Origin of the sequence: Flavobacterium sp. W21_SRS_FM3 (assembly GCF_052113625.1) — a bacterium.
Classification (GTDB): Bacteria; Bacteroidota; Bacteroidia; order Flavobacteriales; family Flavobacteriaceae; genus Flavobacterium.
Genome location: NZ_JBGQOD010000002.1, coordinates 432615 through 453778, shown reverse-complemented (window position 1 = coordinate 453778; position 21164 = coordinate 432615). Strand labels below are relative to the sequence as shown.

Sequence of the window (21164 nt, the reverse complement as noted above, 5' to 3'; positions counted from 1 at the left end):
TTAAAGAACACTTTTTTCTGTTTTATAAAAAATGAAGAATAGTATAAAAATTTTAGTGTTAATTGTGGGACTTCAATTAGCCAGTTGTAGTGATGCTGATGAAAAATACATTCCACTAGTTGCCGAAGAAGGCGAGAAGTTTTCAGGTGGTGAAACGACATTTTTTAATACTTCTGAAGAAGCGTTTGGTTTCTCTGCGCCTAATTTAACTTTTGATGAGCAAAGTGATTTTGGTATTGGAAACTCATTTTTCAGACAAAGTTGGATAACAGCACCAGCCTCAACGACTGCTCGTGATGGATTAGGTCCGTTTTTCAATGCTGTATCTTGTTCTAGTTGTCATTTTAAAGATGGTCGCGGTAGAGCCCCTTTATTTGATGGAGAAACAGCACATGGTTTGTTATTACGACTAAGTGTCCATGGAGTAAATAGTGATGGAAGCTCTTTTCAAGACCCTATGTATGGTGGTCAATTACAAGACAATGCTATCTTAGGTCAAACGGTTAAAGGTAAATTCAATATCAGTTATCAAGATATTACGGAAACGCTGGCAGATGGAACGGTTGTAGTACTAAGGAAACCAACATACCAGATTAATACTTTAGGCTACGGCGGCTTAGCTGCAGAAGTTAAAATATCTCCAAGAGTTGCTAATCAAATGGTAGGTTTGGGATTATTAGAAGCAATTGATGACAGCACATTATTAGGTTTTGCTGATCCTAATGATGCGAACAAGGACGGAATTTCAGGTAAAGTTAATTACGTTTATGACATCGCTTCTAATTCTAAGAAAATAGGAAGATTTGGCTGGAAGGCCAATCAACCAAACGTGCGCCAGCAAGTAGCAGCAGCGTTTTCTGGAGACATCGGAATTACATCTAGTTTATTTCCTAACGAAAATTGTCCTCCTAGAGTTGATTGTAATTCGATTCCAAACGGAGGTTCACCTGAAATTTCTGATGCCAATCTTAATAAAGTTGCTTTATATTCGAGTACTCTAGCCGTGCCAGCAAGGCGAAATTACACAGAGCAGAATGTATTAGAGGGGAAAAAAATATTCGAAACTATCAATTGCACAAGTTGTCATATTCCTAAAATACAAACTGGGAAGACCCATACTATAACTGCGTTACGCAATCAAACTATTCGCCCATATACGGATCTATTGTTACATGACATGGGAACAGCTTTAGCAGATAATGCTCCTGATTTTGAAGCATCGGGTAGTGAGTGGAGAACACAGCCTTTATGGGGCATTGGCTTGATCAGTACAGTTAACAAACATACTAATCTATTACACGACGGTAGGGCTCGAAACGTTACTGAGGCTATTCTTTGGCACGGTGGTGAAGCTCAAAAGGCTAAAAATAGTTTTAAAGAGTTGACAACAATTGAAAGAAAGAATCTACTGGATTTTATTAATTCGCTATAATGACGCTATTCATAGTAGTAAAAGAGGGATTCTATAAATTGAATCCCTTTCTTTATTTGGTGCGGTATTATAATAAGTTGTTCAGCAATTTTATATCCCCCTTTTTCTTGATTAAAATCACAATAGTAGGAAGTTATTTTGATTAAAAAATATTGTGCTATTTTTGCCAAAAAAAATAAATTGATCAATTATACAGTTTACGAAAATAGCAATAGCACGCAATGGGTGACATTTGTGCATGGCGCTGGTGGTAGTTCGTCAATTTGGTTCAAGCAAATTAGGGATTTCCAGAAACACTACAATGTTTTATTACTGGATTTACGTGGACATGGCAATTCAAAATCGGCACTTAAAACCGCTTTCAAACAGAAGTATACTTTTTCGGCTCTGGCCAATGATATCTTAGAGGTATTAGATTTTTTAAAGATTAAGAAATCACATTTTGTGGGGATTTCGCTAGGAACAATTTTAATTCGACAATTAGCAGAGATGAATCCAGAGCGGGTTCAATCTATGATTTTGGGTGGCGCAATCCTAAAAATGAATTTTCGTTCGCAGCTTTTAATGCGTTTGGGAAATGCTTTTAAGTACGTATTGCCGTATTTAGTTTTGTACCGATTCTTTGCATTTGTGATTATGCCTAAAAAGAATCACAAGCAGTCCAGAATGCTTTTTATAAATGAAGCTAAGAAATTGTATCAAAAGGAATTTATTAAATGGTTCAAACTTACTGCTGAGATTAATCCCGTGCTAAAATGGTTTCGCCAAGTAGAAGTAAATATTCCTACCTTATATGTAATGGGAGAAGAAGATTATATGTTTCTTCCCTCTGTTCGCAAAGTAGTTGCTAGCCATTATAAGTCCTCTAAGCTTTTTGTTATAAAAAATGCAGGACATGTGGTGAACGTAGAGCAACCCTTGGCTTTCAATGATGCAGTTTTGCGATTTATGAATACGACTAAATAAAAAAATGCCAGCACCTTGAAAGATGCTGGCACTATTTAACTAACCAAAACCAAATAATAAATAACCAGTTTATTACTTCTGCAAAGTTCGGCCATAAGCTGAGATATTGCTGTTAAGGTTTTGTTATTAGTTTGTTGTATATTAGTTAAGATTAATTTTATCAAATTATACAGGAATAAAAACATGCTTATTACTTTTTAGCTTCTGACAAAACTTCGTCCTCTTATAAGAAGATAACCGTTTTATTACTGTATGTCATTACCTTTCTTTGTGAATGTAATTTTATGGCTCTTGCCAAGACGATACGTTCTAAATCTCTTCCCTTCATAATGAAATCTTCTACAGAGTTAATATGGGAAACTCTGGTAATATCTTGTTCAATAATAGGCCCTTCATCCAGTTCCTCTGTAACATAGTGACTGGTAGCTCCAATAATTTTTACACCACGCTTGAATGCCGAGTGGTACGGTTTTGCACCAGGAAATGCAGGCAAAAAGGAGTGGTGAATATTGATGATTTTATTTTCATAAAGCGCAATCAATTTTGGCGTTATAATTTGCATGTAACGGGCTAAAACAATAAAATTAACACCATATTGCTGCAGTAATACTATTTGTCTTCTCTCACCTTCTTCTTTATTGTCTTTAGTAAATGGAACATGGTAAAACGGAATATTAAATTGATCAGCAATGGGTTTTAAATCCATGTGATTGCTAATAATCAACGGAATTTCAACATTCAGTTCTCCAGCGCTATAACGTCCTAATATATCATAAAGACAATGATTATATTTTGATACAAACAAGGCCATCTTAGGTTTTAGATCTTTATTGTAAATATCCCACGCCATATTAAAATCTACGGCAATCGTTTCTCTGAAATCTTCTTTAATAGTTTCTAAACAGATATTTGCATTACTAATGTCACTTTCTAATCGCATAAAAAAAACATTTTGTTCCACATCAACATGTTGATCGATGTAGGTGATGTTACCTTCTATTTTTACGATGAAATTAGTTACTGCTGCAATAATCCCTTTTTGATCTTTGCAATGTATTAGTAAGGTTATTTTTTGCATTTTTGGTTGGTTGTTTTTTGGTATAGCTATATTTTATTTTCTGTCTTGCATGGCAAAAACAGACTGTAATAATGGTGAAGTTCTTGCGGCAATATTAGTACGGATATTTAGCTCTTCAACAGCGATCATTTTAAATACACCGTTCATCGCCTCATTAGTTACATAATCATTTAAATCAGGATTTACTTTATTAACTAAAGGAATACTGTTGTATTTGTTGATAATGTTAGCCCAAACTTTATCGGCGCCAACCTTACTAAAAGAGTTTTTAATCACAGGATTGAATTTAGCATACAAAGCTGTTGATGTGCTGTTCTGTAAATAAGCGGTAGCAGCAGTATTGTTCCCTAATAATATCGTTTTTGCATCACCAAATGTTATATTTCTCACGGCATCTACAAAAATAGGTGTAGCTTCTTTAACAGCATCCTCTGCAGCACGGTTCAGTACTTTAAGTCCTTCGTCTGCAAGAGAGCTAAGTCCGATGCTTCTTAAACCCGCGTCCACTTTTCTAAGCTCTGCAGGCAAAAGGATTTTTACTGCTTCATTTTTATAAAAACCATCTGTAGTAGTCAGTTTTGTTACTTGCTTGGAAATTCCATTATTCAATGCCTCTCTCAATCCCGCTGAGATGTCAACATAGCCATTTTGTGGAAACTGGTTCATCACTTGTTGCATCTCTGCGCAACTTGATAAAGTAAATACGGCAACTAAAATCAATAATTTTTTCATGTCTTTTCTTTTATATCTCTCAAAAATACTACTTAATTCAAAAAAAGCCCCATAATTTCCATTTGAAGCACAAACTTTAGTAATTATTTAGCAACAGTCGTCCCGCTGTCCGCTGTATCCAGCCAATTATCGCTAGTATCCTAGCTATAATTGGCTGGGATGCCGCTTCCATCGGGGCTAAAATGAAAGTTTTCTGCTTTTTTATTAACATCTCAAAGCAAGCGCAGACAATCATTAAAAAAATTTGTAAATTGCACGCTTAAAATTATCATATTCTCAAAATGAATCCACAAACACCGTATATTCCTAAGAATAAAGTAAGAATCGTAACTGCAGCCTCATTATTTGATGGTCACGATGCAGCAATAAATATAATGAGAAGAATTATTCAATCTACGGGAGTGGAGGTAATTCATCTTGGTCATGATCGAAGTGTAGAAGAAGTGGTGAATACTGCTATTCAAGAAGATGCTAATGCTATTGCTATGACGTCTTATCAAGGTGGTCATAATGAGTATTTTAAGTACATGTATGATTTGCTAAAAGAAAAAGGTGCAGGACATATAAAAATCTTCGGAGGCGGAGGTGGTGTTATTTTACCTACTGAAATTGCTGAATTACAAGACTACGGTATTACCCGTATTTATGCACCAGATGATGGGCGGTCTATGGGATTGCAAGGAATGATTAATGATTTAGTACAACGATCTGACTTTCCTACAGGAGATAAATTAACGGATGAGGTATCGCAATTAGCGTCAAAAAATCCAACAGCAATAGCTAGAATTATATCTGCAGCCGAGAATTTTCCGGATATTGCCAAACCAGCATTAGAAGCAATTCAAAAAATAAACGAAGACTGCAAAACGCCTGTACTTGGAATCACGGGAACCGGTGGAGCTGGAAAATCTTCTTTAGTAGATGAATTAGTTCGTCGTTTCCTAATCGATTTCCCAGAGAAAACCATTGGCTTAATATCTGTTGATCCATCCAAGCGTAAAACGGGAGGTGCTTTATTAGGAGATAGAATCCGTATGAATGCAATCAATAATCCTCGTGTTTACATGCGTTCGTTGGCAACGCGTCAATCGAATTTGGCGTTGTCAAAATACGTTGCTGATGCGATTCAAGTCATTAAAGCGGCTAAATACGATATCATTATTCTTGAAACTTCGGGAATCGGTCAATCAGATACAGAGATCATGGACCATTCTGATGTTTCATTATATGTTATGACACCTGAGTTTGGAGCGGCAACGCAATTAGAAAAAATCGATATGCTTGATTTTGCTGATTTAGTAGCCTTAAATAAATTTGACAAACGTGGCGCGCTTGATGCTTTGCGTGATGTTAAAAAACAATACCAACGCAATCATAATCTATGGGATTCAAGTCCTGATGATATGCCTGTTTTTGGAACAATTGCTTCGCAATTTAATGATCCCGGAATGAATACACTTTACAAATCGATCATGGATAAGATTGTAGAGAAAACAAATTCGGATCTAAAATCAACTTTTGAAGTAACTCGCGAAATGAGTGAGAAGATCTTCGTAATTCCGCCTCACAGAACACGTTACCTATCTGAAATTGCTGAAAGCAATAGAAAATATGATGAAACTGCTTTGAGCCAACAAAAAGTAGCTCAAAAATTGTACGGTATTTTTAAAACTATTGAGTCGGTTTCAGGAAATGTACCCGTGATTAACAAGATAGGAATTGATGATACATCGGTTTATCCAAGTGCTATTAAAGAACACAATGAGAACAATATATTCTTAAACCTTTTACTAAATCAATTTGATAAAGTAAAAATGGATTTAGATCCTTACAATTGGGAAGTAATTCTAACTTGGGATGAGAAAGTAAACAAATATAAAAACCCAATCTACTCCTTTAAAGTGAGAGATAAGGTAATCGAAATAAAAACACATTCGGAGTCATTATCACATTCCCAAATCCCAAAAATTGCTTTGCCTAAATATGAAGCTTGGGGTGATATTTTGAGATGGTGCTTGCAAGAAAATGTACCAGGAGAATTTCCTTTTGCATCAGGATTGTATCCTTTTAAAAGAGAAGGAGAAGATCCATCACGTATGTTTGCAGGTGAAGGTGGGCCTGAAAGAACAAACAAGCGTTTTCATTATGTAAGTGCTGGATTGCCAGCTAAGCGTTTATCAACAGCCTTTGATAGTGTGACTTTATACGGGAACGACCCACATTTACGTCCAGATATTTATGGAAAAATTGGTAATGCAGGAGTTTCTATTTGCTGTCTGGATGATGCTAAAAAATTGTATTCTGGTTTCGACCTAGTTCACGCATTAACTTCGGTTAGTATGACAATTAATGGACCAGCGCCTATGTTGCTTGGTTTCTTTATGAACGCTGCAATTGATCAACAATGTGAATTGTATATCAAAGCAAACGGACTGGAAAAAGACGTTGAGGCTAAAATTAGCAAAATATACAAAGACAAAGGTGTTAAGCGCCCCGTTTATAACGGCGATTTACCAGAAGGAAATAATGGTTTAGGCTTATACCTTTTAGGAGTAACTGGAGATCAGGTTTTACCTTTAGAAGTCTATAACGAAATCAAAGTAAGAACCCTTTCTCAAGTTCGTGGAACGGTTCAGGCCGATATCTTAAAAGAAGATCAAGCACAAAATACTTGTATTTTCTCTACTGAATTTGCTTTGCGTTTAATGGGAGATGTTCAGGAATATTTTATTACTAATAATGTACGTAATTTTTATTCGGTTTCTATTTCAGGATACCATATTGCTGAGGCGGGTGCAAACCCAATCACGCAGTTGGCTTTCACGCTTTCAAACGGATTTACCTACGTGGAGTACTATTTGAGTCGTGGAATGAATATCAATGACTTTGGACCTAATTTATCCTTCTTCTTTTCGAATGGTGTAGATCCTGAGTATGCAGTTATCGGTCGTGTGGCACGTAAAATTTGGGCGAAAGCCATGAAAAACAAATACGGAGCTAACGAGAGAGCACAGATGTTAAAATATCATATTCAAACTTCAGGACGTTCTTTACATGCTCAAGAAATTGATTTCAATGATATTCGTACCACATTACAAGCATTATATGCTATATACGATAACTGTAATTCATTGCATACTAATGCTTATGATGAAGCTATTACAACGCCTACAGAAGAATCAGTACGTCGTGCAATGGCAATACAATTGATTATCAATAAAGAGTTAGGGCTAGCCAAAAACGAGAACCCAATTCAAGGTTCGTTTATCATCGAAGAATTGACAGATTTAGTAGAAGCGGCAGTTTTACAGGAATTCGATAGAATAACAGAAAGAGGTGGAGTGCTGGGAGCTATGGAAACCATGTACCAACGTTCTAAAATTCAAGAAGAAAGTTTGTACTATGAGACGTTGAAACATACTGGTGAGTTCCCAATCATTGGAGTAAATACCTTCTTGAGTTCAAAAGGTTCTCCAACAGTGATTCCTGCTGAGGTGATACGTGCTACTGAAGAAGAAAAACAATTCCAAATTCAAACTTTGGAGAATTTGCATAAAGCGAATGCAAAGCAAGTTCAAGTACAGCTAGATAATATTCAGGATGCAGCCATTAAAAATGAAAATCTATTTAATCATTTAATGGAAGCAACTAAGGTGTGTACACTAGGACAAATTACTGCTGCCTTATTTGAAGTAGGAGGACAGTATAGAAGAAATATGTAAGCAGAGAACCACTTTTCTGCGAAGCAAAAAAGTATGTGAATCGCTTATCCCGATTTATATCGAGATCTAAACAAAATATTTAAACAAAAAAAAAATGCGGAAAAATTTCCGCATTTTTTTATATTCTGTTGTGAGGATTATACCTGTGGTTGGTGTTTTCCTTCTTTAATTTCTTCGACCATTTTTTTATTAAAAGCGGGTAAATCATCTGGATTTCTACTCGTTACTAATCCTTTGTCTACAATCACTTCTTCGTCATGCCAGTCTGCTCCAGCATTCATCAAATCAATTTTTATGGAAGGGAACGACGTCATTTTTCTTCCTTCAACTAATTTAGCACTAATTAAAATTTGCGGTCCATGGCAAATCGCTGCTACTGGTTTTCCTGCTTCAAAGAATCCTTTGATAAAATCTAATGCGTCATCGTTTGTTCTTAATTTATCTGGATTGATAACACCACCAGGCAAAACTAATGCATCATAATCAGATGCTTTTACATTAGATAATACTTGGTCAACTTTGTAATCTTTACCCCAATCAGTAGAGGCCCATGACTTTATACTTCCACTTTCAGGACTTACGATTTCGGCTTTCCAGCCTTGTTTCTCTAAATATTCTTTTGGTGAACTTAATTCAACTTCTTCAAATCCGTTTGTTGCTAAAATAGCTATTCTCTTTTCCATAAAATTTATATTTAATAATTAATAGTGGAATAAAATTACAAATCATCTTCGCGAACAAATCTTAACGCCCTATTAAAATAAGTTTAAAGTTTGTTAAATAGTAAGTTGTTAAGATTCCATTTTAAGTAATTTGGATATCATAACGTAGCCAATATGAAGCTCGTCTTCAGGCTTATTATCGACAGATTTAGTGATATTTAAACTATATTTTTCCTTAGAAGCAGGGTCTAATATATCAGTTACTTTATAGATATCATCGACATCAATACCATATTTATCATCGATGTGTGATTCTCCTCCACCTGCAAAGCCACAATGTTTATAGAATGTAGTTTTTCTGGATTTCTTAGATGCTAGACCTAAACTTTGGGCAACAGTAACCATTTTATAATGGTATTCCTCAAATTCATTTTCTTTATATCCGCCTAAATTAATAAAGAATAAATGGTCTTCTTTTTTGTTACTAGTAGATTCGTTTTTAGAAAGTATCTCAATATTATAGCCATCAACATAGGTGATTTCGCGCCATGCATCAATGTGAATTTTCCCTTTGGCTTCAGGCCAGAAAGCTTTCATTGCAGGAACCAAATCTTTTAAACTACTGGCTATTCCAAAAAATATGTCGTGTTGCTCTGTAAGTCGGCCTTGTGGTGTACAACCTAACATGACCATATAAAGTTTTAATTGTTTTTCCATAATTCAAAATTACAATTTTTTGATAATATAAACTTTGGCATAATTAATGAATACTAATTTACAGTTAACCCTTAAAAAATATATTATGAAAAAGATATTTACCCTTTTAGCTATTGTAGGAATGTTAAGCTTGCAAAGTTGTACAACTACTGATTATGTAGATGATGATACTGTCAGTGAAGTATTTGAAGTAACTACTTCATTTACCTCTTCTAATAATTACAATAAGGTAATTAATTTTAATCCTGCTATCTACTCATCTGATGTGGTATTAGTGTATCGTTTAACAGGCACATACCAAGGAAGTGATGTTTGGAAACTTTTGCCGGAAACACATTATTTTAGTGATGGTTCTTTTGATTTTAGTTATGATTACGATTATACTAATACTGATGTAAGTGTTTATTTAAATGGAAGTAATTTACAAACGGTCCCTTCTGAATTTAGACTTAATCAGGTTTTAAGAATTGTAATTGTACCCGCAAATTACTCTAAGTCATTAGATAAAAACAACTTTGAGTCGGTTATGTCTGCTCTTAATATCAATAAGAGCCAAATTCAAAAAATTGACTTATAAAGAGTGTACTTCTTATATTTTGAACTTCCTAAATATAAAATGCCCCCAAAGTTTGATATTATTGGGGGCATTTGTATTTATATAGAAAGGAAATTCTGTTATTCCTAATCCGGAATATTTGTATTGGTTTTGTTCATTTTTAGAGAAACGACGATTCCCGCTATTAATGACAGAGCAATAAAAGAAAGAGAAGCCCACTCGGGAATTTCTATAAAATCATGTAGCAGCATCTTAAGTCCCACAAAACTTAATATCGCAATAAGACTAAATTCTAAGTAGCTAAACTTTTCAAGCATATTAGCTAAAAAGAAATACATGGATCGCAACCCTAAAATCGCAAAGATGTTAGAGCTGAAAACTAAGAATGGATCGCTTGTTATTGCTAATATAGCAGGAACGCTGTCTAGTGCAAAAATGACATCCATAACTTCAATAACAATTAAAGCAACAAATAGTGGGGTAGCTGCATTGATGTGCCTTCTTTTTACAAAGAAATGTTCTCCATCAATATGACTAGTGACAGGAATTATTTTTCGTAGTGCCTTATAAACAAATGATTTTTTTGGTTCAAACTCATCTCCATCACCAGTAAATAACATTTTCATTGCGGTATAAAATAAAAATGCTCCAAAAATATAAGTAGTCCAGCTAAATTTGTGAATAAGGAGTACTCCAAAATAAATCATTAATCCTCTAAACACAATTGCACCTAAGATTCCCCAAAATAAGACCCGATGCTGGTATTTTTTTGGAATTTTGAACGAGGTGAAAATGATAGCGATTACGAAGATATTATCGACACTTAATGACAATTCGATTAAGTAACCGGTAATATACTTCATTGCAGCAACTGAGGGTTTCAGGTTATCTGGATTAGAAATATAATTATAACTGTATAGCCAATAGATTACTCCAGAAAATAAAAAAGAGAGTGATACCCATATTGCTGTCCACTTACTCGCTTCTTTGGTGCTTATAATATGTGGTGTTTTATTAAAAACACCTAAATCGAGTGCTAAAAATAGTAATACGGCAGCTAAGAAAGAGATCCAGACAATCATAGATTTATTTTATTTTGAAAAACAAAGATACCTTTTGAATTCAAAATTTAAAAGCTATTCGAGTAAACTTAATTTTTTAGTTCTTAATTCATTAAAATAAGCAAATAGCGATTTTGTAAAATAATGTAATTTAAATAATAAGTTAGCAATTTAGGAGGGTGATTTTGTTAAATGTGTAATTTTTTAGACTTTACCCATAAAAAATAGAGGTAAAGTTTCAGCAAAGTGATAATTATTTTATATTTGCACACTATTAAGAGGGGTTTAATCAAAAAAAAAAATTTATGTCAACAATACGTTTCCAAGCGTTGAAGGAAGCTTCAACAAGAAAACCAGTTCAATTTGAAGAGTCAGGAAGAAAATCTGCGATTTTTGGCTCCAATGTTTTTAATGATAAAGCAATGAAGCAATACTTGACTTCAGATGCTTTTAAAGGAGTGCAAGGTGCTGTTCAGCATGGAACTAAAATTGATAGAAAATTAGCTGATTATATCGCAATGGGTATGAAAGAGTGGGCTCTTGCCAAAGGAGTAACACATTATACACACTGGTTTCAACCATTAACAGGAGCAACTGCTGAAAAGCATGATGCATTTTTTGAAACTTCTTATGACGGGAGTGATCCAGTAGAGAAATTTGGAGGTGCACAATTAGTACAACAAGAACCAGATGCTTCCAGTTTTCCAAATGGAGGAATTAGAAATACATTTGAAGCAAGAGGGTACACAGCATGGGATCCAACATCTCCAGCTTTTATATATGGAACGACTTTATGTATTCCAACGGTATTTATTTCTTATACAGGAGAGGCGCTAGATAATAAAATTCCTTTATTACGAGCATTATCTGCAATTGATGATGCTGCTACAGATGTTTGCAGATATTTTGATAAAAATGTGAAAAAAGTTACAGCTACATTGGGATGGGAGCAAGAATACTTTTTAATTGATAGATCGCTGGCTGAGTCTCGTCCTGACTTAATGATGACAGGAAGAACGTTGCTAGGGCACACATCTGCTAAAGGGCAACAATTAGATGATCATTATTTTGGGTCTATTCCTACACGTGCATTAACGTATATGAGAGATTTAGAGCAAGAATGTATGTTGTTAGGAATTCCGGTAAAAACACGTCATAATGAAGTAGCGCCAAATCAATTTGAATTTGCGCCTATATTCGAAGAAACAAATCTTGCGGTTGACCACAACTGTCTTTTAATGGATGTGATGCAAAAAGTAGCTGAGCGTCACGATTTAAAAGTGTTATTACATGAGAAGCCTTTTAAAGGTGTAAATGGTTCAGGGAAACATAACAACTGGTCACTAGCGACTGATACTGGAGTTAACTTGTTAAGTCCAAGTAAGACACCTATGACTAATTTGCAGTTTTTAACTTTCTTTATAAATACGATAAAAGCGGTTAACGATCACGAAGCTTTATTAAGAGCGGCGATTGCAACTGCAAGTAATGATCACCGTTTAGGAGCTAACGAAGCACCACCAGCAATTATATCTGTTTTTATTGGTGAACAATTAACTAAAGTTTTAGCAGAATTAGAAGGAGTGACTACAGGGAAATTATCTCCTGAGGAAAAAACGGATTTGAAATTAAATGTAGTTGGTAAAATTCCTGAAGTAATTTTAGACAATACAGACAGAAATAGAACATCACCTTTTGCCTTTACAGGAAATAAGTTTGAGTTCAGAGCCGTAGGTTCTACAGCAAACTGTTCAAACGCAATGACTACTTTAAATACTATTGTTGCAAAGCAACTGAAAGACTTTAAGGCGGAGGTAGATACTTTGATTGAATCTAAAGACATGAAGAAGGATGATGCTATCTTTAATGTATTAAGAGAGTATATCAAGCATTCTAAAAAGATTCTTTTTGAAGGAGACGGGTATAGTGAGGCTTGGGAAATTGAGGCTGCTAAAAGAGGATTGAGTAATTTTAAAACGACACCTCAAGCATTAAAAGCGAGAGCTTCTAAACAAGCTTTAGATTTATTTTCTGATATGGGAATTATGAACCATATAGAAGTGGAAGCACGTTATGAAATTGAATTAGAAGAATACACTAAGAAAATCCAAATTGAAAGTAGAGTATTGGGAGATATTTCAACAAACCACGTAATACCAACTGCAATTCGTTACCAAAATACATTAATTGAGAATGTAAAAGGGATAAAAGATATTTTTGGAGCTGATTTTGAAACAATCGCTAAAGAGCAAATCAATATTATTAAATCAATTTCTAAGCATATCGAAGGAATTAATTCTAAGGTACTTGAAATGACTAACGAAAGAAAGAAAGCAAACGTATTAACAGACGCACAAGTTATGGCTGAGGCATACTGTGATAATGTTAAACCGTACTTCGAAATAATTCGTGAGCACTGCGATAAATTAGAATTGTTAGTGGACAATGAATTATGGACATTGACTAAATATAGAGAATTGTTATTTACAAAATAGTAATAGTCTCATAAAGCTAAGAAAGCCTGTCTAATTAGACAGGCTTTTTTTTTTGGATTAAAATTTTGTGGCGTGGAATACTATTTAATATTAAGGAACTCTAACATGAAGTGAACTCGGAATAGAGTACTGTTTTAAGAGGTCATGCATTTTATCAATTTTTTAATACACTAGAAATTTCTAGTCAAATATGATTGGCTGCATTGTAATTAGTCTCAGTATTATTATCAGCAAAATTATATTACAAATCTATTTATTGCTCAATTGGTAGGTGCAGACTATAGTAATGGATTCTGATTTTTAAATGTTTATTATAATAGTATATTTAAGGAATAATTCGTATTAAAATACCAAATATCTTGTATTTATCTTAATATTTGTGCTTAAAACTAAAACTCGTAAATTTTTTCTGATAGCTAACCGTAAAAAAAATGTAGTTCGTCCTTATAGAATTGCATTTCATCGAAAATATCCTAATTATATGAAAAACAAGTATTTATACGGGGGTGTTTTCTAAAAATGTTTTCTATCTTTGAAATGTAATAATCAAATAAAGGTTATGTATTTATACTAAAAACCTTGTTAATTATTCTAATGAAAAGGAGGTTCCCAAATCACTTTTTTATAACCTACGATAATTAAAAAAGCTATGCCCTTAGTTTTTTTAAAACCTACATAATAGTTTGTATTAATAACCAATTAAATATATTTATTATGAAAAAAGTAATTTTAAGCATCTCAGCGATGCTATTCGTAGGAGCAATGTCTTATGCTCAAGGTCCATTATCAAATAACAGTCATGTTAATCAAAGTGGTGCTACTGAAATCGCAACTGTTACACAAAGAGGTTGGAATCAAATGTCAAGTGTAACGCAAAAAAACGAGTCTAATGAAGCTAAAGTAGAGCAAGGTTTAAACCCAATGCAAGTAGACTTATTTGGCTATAATATTTCAAATGGTAATAAAGCCACCGTAATGCAAGATGGAAAGAGAAATGATGCGTATGTTTCTCAAAACAACTGGAGTAATACTGCAACTCAAACTCAAAAGGGTAATGATAATAAAGCAACTATTTGGCAAGATGAATTAGGAAGCTTAAACCCTTTCCAAAATCAAGGACATGATACAGCAACTCAAACACAGACAGGTAATCATAATACGGCTATTATAGACCAAGGTACAAGTGGTAATCCGGTTCCAACAGTTTTTGCAAGTTGCGACCCAAGTCCAGTTTTTCCTGGAGCTCCTGTATTGCCAACTGGATATAATATTGCAAACCAAACTCAAACGGGTAACTGGAATATGGCTTATGCAAGTCAAGGTGGGTTAAGTAATGAGTCAAATCAAACGCAAAATGCTGCTGGTTATGCTAGTTCAAGTAATAAAAATGAATCAAATCATTATCAATACGGGAACAGTAACTTAGCAAATTCAACTCAAACAGGATTTAAAAATCTTGAAAACGTTTTGCAAATTGGCAATGGTAACCGTTCATTTGGTACTCAAGCTACTGTTGGTGTATTTAGTGCAGGTAATGTTAGTTTAGTTTGTCAATCAGGAAATGGTCATCTGAGTACTGTTAATCAAAGTAATTAATAATTAATTTAATTAATTAATAGGATAGCTTTTTTGAAGGCTATCCTATTAAATTTTAATAAAAAAGAGTTATGAAAGCATTTACATTATATAGTATAGTCTTTTTATTTCTGTCTTCTGGTGTCTATGCTCAAAAAGAGGATAGTCAAAATATGGATTATGGAAATGATCCATCATTTTTATTTTTAAAAAACGCTGAATTTTATAAATTTTCAGCTGTGGCTAATAATAGTCAAAAGGAAATAGAGAATAAAAGTTTGGGTAATGGAATTATAATTCAGCAAGTCGGTAAATTTGATCAAGTTGATATAAATGTTAAAGGAAAAAAAATAAGCATTGCTGCTGTTCAAGAAGGGGATAATAATAAATTAAGCTTATATAAAAATGGTGCTGAAATAAATCAAAAAATTTTACAAGAAGGAAATAGGAATACTATTCAGGATTACACTTTCTACACAACTAATAATGTTAATATGGAAATGGTACAAAGAGGAGATAATCTACAAATTAAAAATTTTGGTTCCAACTCTATTTCTAATAACATGAAAGTGACTCAATTAGGAAAAGGGGCAAACGTCATTATATTAAATACTAAATAGATATGAAGAAAAAGATGTTTGTTTACATAGTTCTAATTTTATCTTTTGGTAGTACTTATAGTCAGATGACAAATTCTATTGTCAAAGCTAAGATTGATAAGGAGGAGGTTGATGGAAATATAAAAGTCACGGGTATTGCCGAAAACCTTACGGATATAGTTCAAAGTTTAACATACAAATTATCAATAATTAGAAAAAATTCTATTAATGGAAATCATTCTACCAATGAGCAAGAAGGCCTTTTCAATTTGAACCCTAGTGAAACAAAGAAACTTTCTGAAACACAGATTAATGTTGGAGAAGGAGATGAGGTTATTGTTATGCTGCTGTTTTATAATGAAAGTAAAAAGTTAATAGGAAAGGATAGAATAGCTTTTGATGAAAAAAAAAAAATGATGCAAATATAAATCATGTTGAGGGATTTCAATTAACTGGGATAGTTACTGATGATACTAAGACTAAAATGGGTAAGGATTTTTATGATATATATTATTACCTGTATAATGATAATAAAATAAATGCAAAAGAAATCATTGTAATAAGTGAAGAAATTAGTTTTGCGAGAAACACTAAAATTTCAATAAATATTGCTAATGATGTTGTATATGAATTTCTGACTAAGCCAGATGAAGAGTTTTTGAACGCTGTAGCAAAAGAAGCTCTTTATGCAACTTATTTGTATATTAAGAATTTAGAGAAAGAGAGCAATTATTTTATACAATATTAATTTTATTTATTTCATTATGAAAGTACTCATTTTTTCATTTTTCATTTTAGGAACTTTTTTAGCAAGTGCTCAAGATTTGGTATACAAACCAAAAAACCCGGCTTTTGGAGGTGATACCTTTAATTATCAGTGGCTAGCAAGTTCAGCTGAATCGCAGAATAAATTTAAAGAGGAGGGAAGTTCAGCAGTTCAGAAAACTGAATTGGAAAACTTTACTGCCAATTTAAATTCTTTACTTTTGAGCCAACTCTCTGGTTCGTTGTTCAGACAACAGTTTGGTAGCGATGGACTAAAGGTAGGAAGCTACTCTTTTGGTAGTCTATCTGTTGATATTTACCCTTCTTCTGGAGGCCTTACTGTAGATATATTGGATACAAAAACAGGAGAACAAACACAAGTAATCATCCCAAATCAGTAACATGAGATTATATAACTATAACTATCTTACCTTAATTTTATTTATTTTTCTAACCAGTTGTGGAGCTTATTACAACCAACCTACCGGTGTAGAAAAAGCTGTACTGGGAGAGTCAACCCCTGCTACTACCTTTCTTAAGGACTTACCTAAACCTAAGGAACAAATCGTCGTTGGTCTTTATAAGTTTAGAGATCAAACGGGACAATATAAAGCCTCTGAGAATGGAAGTACTTTCAGCACAGCTGTAACTCAAGGAGCTACCTCCATATTATTGAAAGCATTAGAAGATTCTAAATGGTTTATCCCTATAGAAAGAGAAAATATAGGAAATCTGCTTCAGGAGCGAAATTTAATACGTTCAACACGGCAAGAGTATTCAAAGGATGTTGATCCTAATGTTCCTCAAATTACCCCTTTACTATATGCTGGTGTTTTATTAGAAGGAGGTATTATTTCTTATGATTCTAATATTATCACTGGTGGTTTCGGTGCCCGATATTTTGGCACAGGAGGTTCTATTAAATACAGACAGGATCGAGTAACCATTTATCTTAGAATGGTATCCACTGCGAATGGTAAAATTTTAAAATCAGTTTACATTTCTAAAACAATTCTTTCTCAAGCCATTGATCAAAGTCTTTTTAAGTACGTTAATTTTAAGAGATTGTTAGAAGTTGAAACTGGGTATACCACTAATGAACCTGTTCAAATGGCTGTCACAGAAGCTATAGAGAAGGCAGTCTCAACTCTAGTTTTGGAAGGAATTAAAGATGGTATATGGGAAGCGGATATTCCTCAACCAGAAATTGATTCAGTCTTAAAAAAATATGCTAACGAAAATGAAGAAGCTGATTATACAACCATATTTGGAAGGAATTTAAAGGAACGAAGGTCAAAGTTTGCTATAGAGTTTAGTGGTGGAACGACCTTGATGGATGGTGATTATCCTAATTCTGAAATGAGACCGATGGGTCGCGGTGCTTTAAAATACTTCTTAATTCCAGGCCTTAACTTAAGTGCATCTACAAACGTGATTAAATTAGCAAATAAAAACTATTTAGATGTTGGTTATGCCACTTTCGACTTAAATGCTGAATTGCTAATACTACCTAAAGATAAATTATCTCCTTATATTTATGCAGGAGGTGGCTATGGGTTCAATAAGAAATTCGAGAACTTTCACACTAAAATTCAATATGGAGCTGGTCTTGAATATATGGCTACTAATTCTATAGGGATTAAAATGTATGGAGAGCACAACTTGAACTTTAGTGACAATATTGATTATTTAGAAAGAGGGGTTCGTGATGATTTCTATTATCGTTTTGGTATAGGTCTCACAATTTATTTTCCAAATAAAAATAAATCTTTGAGCTCTAAAAATTTGAATGTTACCAAAATTAAATAATTCATAGCTCATTAATAATTTTAATCCTATAATGATGAAAAATATTTATCTTAAAATTAGCTTGATGATCTTGTTAATTTCAGTATTCTCTTGTACCGAAGAAAAGCTTGCAGGAGATGAATTTGGAACTGTCGAAGGTAAAGTAGTAAGCGCCGTAGATTTTAAACCTTTAGCGAACGTAAAGGTATTTTCAAATCCAAACACCAGTATTGTTTTTACTGATGAAGAAGGGAAGTTTGTTGTTCCTAATGTGAAAGTTGGGGATTATTCTTTCGAGGCTCAAAAAGAAGGTTACATTACTAAGTTTGAAGCGGCTACTGTTAATACTGATAAATCAAGTAATTTAGTATTTGAACTTAAATTATCTACCACTAATAACAAACCTCCTACTGCACCAGTATTGACATCTCCTTCAGATAATGCTATAAATCAGGCTTTGGAATTAAACCTAACTTGGACAGCAACCGATCCAGAGAAAGATAGTCTGAAATATGAGGTCATTTTAAAAAAAGACAGTAACAATGAAGTTGTTGTTTATTCTGATATATCTAAAATAAATTATACTCTAAAAGGACTTACGTACAGTACCAAGTATTACTGGCAGATATCAGTATCAGACGGTATAAATCCACCTGTTTTGAGCGCTACTAGAACTTTTACTACAATGGCATTTCCAAATTCGCGGTTTTTATTTGTTAAAAAAGAAAGTGATAATTATGTTATTTATTCTGGCGACGACAGCGGTAAACAACTGCAGTTAACTTCTTCAAATATAAGTAGTTGGCGACCAAGAAAAAATAATCAAGCCAAAAAAATTGCTTTTATTAGAGCAAGCGGAGCGCAGAATCATATTTATACAATGAATCCCGATGGTTCAGGTGTTTTCAAAGTTACAAATTCAGTGCCTATAACCGGATTTAATCCGGATTTCATCAATTTTTCGTGGAATGCCTCGGGAAGCCAAATTATTTATCCATACTTCGACAAACTGTATCGAATAAATAATGATGGTAGTGGTTTGACAAAAATTTATCAAACTCCAAACGGGAAGTTTATATCAGAATGTGACTGGAGTAATGATGGTGCTAAAATTGCTTTAAAAGTTAATGATGCTAGTGGATATAATGCTGAGATTTATATTATCAATACTGCAGGCACGGTAGTTAATACTGTTGTTTCAGGAACTTCAGGAGCTGTTGGAGGATTAAATTTTTCAATTGATGGACAGAAGATAATCTTTACCCGAGATGTATCCGGTTTTGAAGATGCCAATTACAGGCAATTAGATTCCAGGGGTTTTCAACATGTACTTAGTTCATCTATTACCACTGAACTAGGATTAGAAAAGCCAGTAGGAACATTAGATCTAGATATAAGATATTCGCCTAATGAAGCTGAATTTATTTTTATGAATACTTCAAATGATGGATTGTCTACAAAAAGCATAATAAAATCGACTAGTGGAACAAGTAGCACTGGTGCAATACGTACCGTTTTGTTCTCCAATGCAAGCATGCCTGACTGGGAATGATATAGTTAAATTTACAATATTAAAAACACCCAATTCATTAGAATTGGGTGTTTTTTTATACCTAAGTACAAAATTGATTGCTAAAACTCTTCCCAGCAGAGCATACTCTTAAACAAAAAAATATTTATCTTTGCTCGCACAACCTAGTTGCTCACTGGCAGCTTATACAACTACACTACATGAGTTCAGATACGAGTAAACGATACGCCCTTAGAGGTGTGTCGGCATCCAAAGAAGATGTGCATAATGCTATAAAGAATATTGACAAAGGTTTATTTCCTCAGGCTTTTTGTAAAATTGTTCCCGACTACTTAACACAAGAGGAGGACTACTGCCTGATAATGCATGCAGATGGAGCAGGTACTAAATCTTCTCTGGCTTATATGTATTGGAAAGAAACAGGAGATATATCCGTATGGAAAGGCATTGCTCAGGATGCATTAATCATGAATATTGACGATTTACTTTGTGTAGGAGCTACTGACAATATTTTGCTTTCTTCTACAATTGGTAGAAATAAAAACCTAATTCCTGCTGAAGTTATTTCGGCTATTATAAACGGTACAGAGGAATTGATTAAAGAATTAGACTCTTTTGGAGTAAGTATTCATTCAACTGGTGGAGAAACTGCCGATGTGGGCGATATTGTGCGAACCATTATTGTAGATTCGACAGTTACAGCTCGCATGAAGCGATCTAAAGTAATTGACAATGCTAATATTAAAGCGGGTGATGTTATAGTAGGTTTGGCTTCTTTTGGTCAAGCAACCTACGAAAAAAGTTATAATGGCGGAATGGGTAGTAACGGACTAACATCAGCACGTCATGATGTATTTGATAACTACTTGGCTACTAAATACCCTGAAAGTTTTGATGCGGCTGTTCCTGAAGATTTAGTCTATTCAGGTCAAGTTAAACTGACTGATGCTGTAGAAAATTCGCCTATTGATGCTGGTCAACTAGTTTTATCACCAACAAGAACCTACGCACCTATCATTAAAAAAATTCTAGACAACTATAACTCTGATTCCATTCACGGAATGGTACATTGTAGTGGGGGTGCTCAAACTAAAATCTTACATTTTGTTGAGAAGCTACATATTATAAAAGATAATTTATTTCCGGTTCCACCACTTTTTAAATTAATACAAGAGCAGTCTAAAACAGATTGGAAAGAAATGTATCAAGTATTTAACTGTGGTCACCGAATGGAAATATACGTTCCTGAAGCCATTGCTGAAGATATTATTGCGATCTCAAAATCATTCAATGTAGATGCGCAAATTGTTGGAAGAGTAGAAGCTGCCGCTGATAAAAAATTAACAATCAGTAGCGAGTACGGAACTTTTGAATATTAATTGAGTTTTTAACTTATGAAGCTAATCCCGCTCTCCGCTGTATCTTTATGTTCTTAAAGAAAGAACATAAAGGATGTCGCTGCGATCGGGGCTAAAAATAAACTAT

Annotated in this window: 18 protein-coding genes; 13 read left to right on the top strand and 5 right to left on the bottom strand. The window is 33.8% G+C overall.

Annotated elements, in window-relative coordinates; genetic code table 11:
- Positions 1–31: 31 nt before the first annotated feature.
- Together ACEN2K_RS05455 and ACEN2K_RS05450 are read left to right on the top strand one after the other, a co-directional pair.
- Positions 32–1432: a di-heme oxidoreductase family protein gene (locus ACEN2K_RS05455; protein ID WP_441758313.1), complete on the top strand. Its 1401-nt coding sequence runs from the start codon at positions 32–34 to the stop codon at positions 1430–1432.
- A gap of 180 nt (positions 1433–1612) precedes the next feature.
- Positions 1613–2398: an alpha/beta fold hydrolase gene (locus ACEN2K_RS05450; protein ID WP_441758312.1), complete on the top strand. Its 786-nt coding sequence runs from the start codon at positions 1613–1615 to the stop codon at positions 2396–2398.
- Positions 2399–2621: 223 nt separating this feature from the next.
- On the opposite strand, the gene purU is transcribed toward ACEN2K_RS05450, so the two are convergent.
- A complete protein-coding gene (gene purU / locus ACEN2K_RS05445; protein WP_441758311.1) occupies positions 2622–3476 on the bottom strand; it encodes a formyltetrahydrofolate deformylase in 855 nt (284 codons plus the stop codon).
- A 33-nt stretch (positions 3477–3509) separates the two neighbouring features.
- Positions 3510–4208, bottom strand: coding sequence for a DUF4197 domain-containing protein (locus ACEN2K_RS05440; protein WP_441758310.1), 699 nt, complete (start codon positions 4206–4208; stop codon positions 3510–3512).
- Between the two features lie 281 nt (positions 4209–4489).
- Here ACEN2K_RS05440 and ACEN2K_RS05435 point away from each other — a divergent pair, with 281 nt between their 5' ends.
- Complete coding sequence (locus ACEN2K_RS05435; RefSeq protein WP_441758309.1) at positions 4490–7930, top strand: methylmalonyl-CoA mutase family protein; 3441 nt, start codon at positions 4490–4492, stop codon at positions 7928–7930.
- Between the two features lie 137 nt (positions 7931–8067).
- Here the strand turns inward: ACEN2K_RS05435 and ACEN2K_RS05430 are convergent, their stop codons facing one another.
- Positions 8068–8613, bottom strand: coding sequence for a type 1 glutamine amidotransferase domain-containing protein (locus tag ACEN2K_RS05430; protein WP_441758308.1), 546 nt, complete (start codon positions 8611–8613; stop codon positions 8068–8070).
- Positions 8614–8721: 108 nt separating this feature from the next.
- The gene (locus ACEN2K_RS05425; protein ID WP_441758307.1) at positions 8722–9309 is read right to left on the bottom strand and encodes a DUF1543 domain-containing protein; all 588 of its coding nucleotides are present in this window, start codon (positions 9307–9309) and stop codon (positions 8722–8724) included.
- A gap of 85 nt (positions 9310–9394) precedes the next feature.
- Between ACEN2K_RS05425 and ACEN2K_RS05420 the strand changes: the two genes are divergently transcribed.
- A complete protein-coding gene (locus ACEN2K_RS05420) occupies positions 9395–9886 on the top strand; it encodes a hypothetical protein (protein ID WP_441758306.1) in 492 nt (163 codons plus the stop codon).
- Between the two features lie 104 nt (positions 9887–9990).
- Here the strand turns inward: ACEN2K_RS05420 and ACEN2K_RS05415 are convergent, their stop codons facing one another.
- On the bottom strand, positions 9991–10947 hold the full coding sequence (locus ACEN2K_RS05415; protein WP_441758305.1) for a TerC family protein: 957 nt from the start codon (positions 10945–10947) through the stop codon (positions 9991–9993).
- 284 nt (positions 10948–11231) lie between these two features.
- On the opposite strand from ACEN2K_RS05415, the gene ACEN2K_RS05410 reads away from it, so the two are divergent.
- From ACEN2K_RS05410 to ACEN2K_RS05370, 9 genes are all read left to right on the top strand, one after another.
- Positions 11232–13421: a glutamine synthetase III family protein gene (locus ACEN2K_RS05410; protein WP_441758304.1), complete on the top strand. Its 2190-nt coding sequence runs from the start codon at positions 11232–11234 to the stop codon at positions 13419–13421.
- Between the two features lie 714 nt (positions 13422–14135).
- Entirely contained in the window at positions 14136–15017 is an 882-nt protein-coding gene (locus tag ACEN2K_RS05405) for a hypothetical protein (protein ID WP_441758303.1), read from the top strand.
- Positions 15018–15088: 71 nt separating this feature from the next.
- On the top strand, positions 15089–15616 hold the full coding sequence (locus ACEN2K_RS05400; protein WP_441758302.1) for a hypothetical protein: 528 nt from the start codon (positions 15089–15091) through the stop codon (positions 15614–15616).
- A 2-nt stretch (positions 15617–15618) separates the two neighbouring features.
- A complete protein-coding gene (gene csgH / locus ACEN2K_RS05395; RefSeq protein WP_441758301.1) occupies positions 15619–16023 on the top strand; it encodes a curli-like amyloid fiber formation chaperone CsgH in 405 nt (134 codons plus the stop codon).
- A complete protein-coding gene (locus ACEN2K_RS05390) occupies positions 16020–16343 on the top strand; it encodes a CsgE family curli-type amyloid fiber assembly protein (RefSeq protein WP_441758470.1) in 324 nt (107 codons plus the stop codon). Before csgH ends, ACEN2K_RS05390 begins: the two co-directional genes overlap by 4 nt.
- A 16-nt stretch (positions 16344–16359) precedes the next feature.
- Positions 16360–16761, top strand: coding sequence for a curli assembly protein CsgF (locus ACEN2K_RS05385; protein WP_441758300.1), 402 nt, complete (start codon positions 16360–16362; stop codon positions 16759–16761).
- A gap of 1 nt (position 16762) precedes the next feature.
- Complete coding sequence (locus tag ACEN2K_RS05380) at positions 16763–18169, top strand: CsgG/HfaB family protein (protein WP_441758299.1); 1407 nt, start codon at positions 16763–16765, stop codon at positions 18167–18169.
- A 34-nt stretch (positions 18170–18203) separates the two neighbouring features.
- Positions 18204–19700, top strand: a complete 1497-nt coding sequence (locus ACEN2K_RS05375; protein WP_441758298.1) for a carboxypeptidase regulatory-like domain-containing protein — start codon at positions 18204–18206, stop codon at positions 19698–19700.
- A gap of 179 nt (positions 19701–19879) precedes the next feature.
- On the top strand, positions 19880–21058 hold the full coding sequence (locus tag ACEN2K_RS05370) for an AIR synthase related protein (RefSeq protein WP_441758297.1): 1179 nt from the start codon (positions 19880–19882) through the stop codon (positions 21056–21058).
- Positions 21059–21164 lie beyond the last annotated feature (106 nt).

Bases quoted from the DNA above. Each gene is read 5' to 3' on its own strand.
- ACEN2K_RS05455 (WP_441758313.1), top strand. From the start codon at position 32: ATGAAGAATAGTATAAAAATTTTAGTGTTAATTGTGGGACTTCAATTA.
- purU (WP_441758311.1), bottom strand. From the start codon at position 3,476: ATGCAAAAAATAACCTTACTAATACATTGCAAAGATCAAAAAGGGATT.
- ACEN2K_RS05440 (WP_441758310.1), bottom strand. From the start codon at position 4,208: ATGAAAAAATTATTGATTTTAGTTGCCGTATTTACTTTATCAAGTTGC.
- ACEN2K_RS05435 (WP_441758309.1), top strand. From the start codon at position 4,490: ATGAATCCACAAACACCGTATATTCCTAAGAATAAAGTAAGAATCGTA.
- ACEN2K_RS05430 (WP_441758308.1), bottom strand. From the start codon at position 8,613: ATGGAAAAGAGAATAGCTATTTTAGCAACAAACGGATTTGAAGAAGTT.
- ACEN2K_RS05425 (WP_441758307.1), bottom strand. From the start codon at position 9,309: ATGGAAAAACAATTAAAACTTTATATGGTCATGTTAGGTTGTACACCA.
- ACEN2K_RS05420 (WP_441758306.1), top strand. From the start codon at position 9,395: ATGAAAAAGATATTTACCCTTTTAGCTATTGTAGGAATGTTAAGCTTG.
- ACEN2K_RS05415 (WP_441758305.1), bottom strand. From the start codon at position 10,947: ATGATTGTCTGGATCTCTTTCTTAGCTGCCGTATTACTATTTTTAGCA.
- ACEN2K_RS05410 (WP_441758304.1), top strand. From the start codon at position 11,232: ATGTCAACAATACGTTTCCAAGCGTTGAAGGAAGCTTCAACAAGAAAA.
- ACEN2K_RS05405 (WP_441758303.1), top strand. From the start codon at position 14,136: ATGAAAAAAGTAATTTTAAGCATCTCAGCGATGCTATTCGTAGGAGCA.
- ACEN2K_RS05400 (WP_441758302.1), top strand. From the start codon at position 15,089: ATGAAAGCATTTACATTATATAGTATAGTCTTTTTATTTCTGTCTTCT.
- csgH (WP_441758301.1), top strand. From the start codon at position 15,619: ATGAAGAAAAAGATGTTTGTTTACATAGTTCTAATTTTATCTTTTGGT.
- ACEN2K_RS05385 (WP_441758300.1), top strand. From the start codon at position 16,360: ATGAAAGTACTCATTTTTTCATTTTTCATTTTAGGAACTTTTTTAGCA.
- ACEN2K_RS05380 (WP_441758299.1), top strand. From the start codon at position 16,763: ATGAGATTATATAACTATAACTATCTTACCTTAATTTTATTTATTTTT.
- ACEN2K_RS05375 (WP_441758298.1), top strand. From the start codon at position 18,204: ATGAAAAATATTTATCTTAAAATTAGCTTGATGATCTTGTTAATTTCA.
- ACEN2K_RS05370 (WP_441758297.1), top strand. From the start codon at position 19,880: ATGAGTTCAGATACGAGTAAACGATACGCCCTTAGAGGTGTGTCGGCA.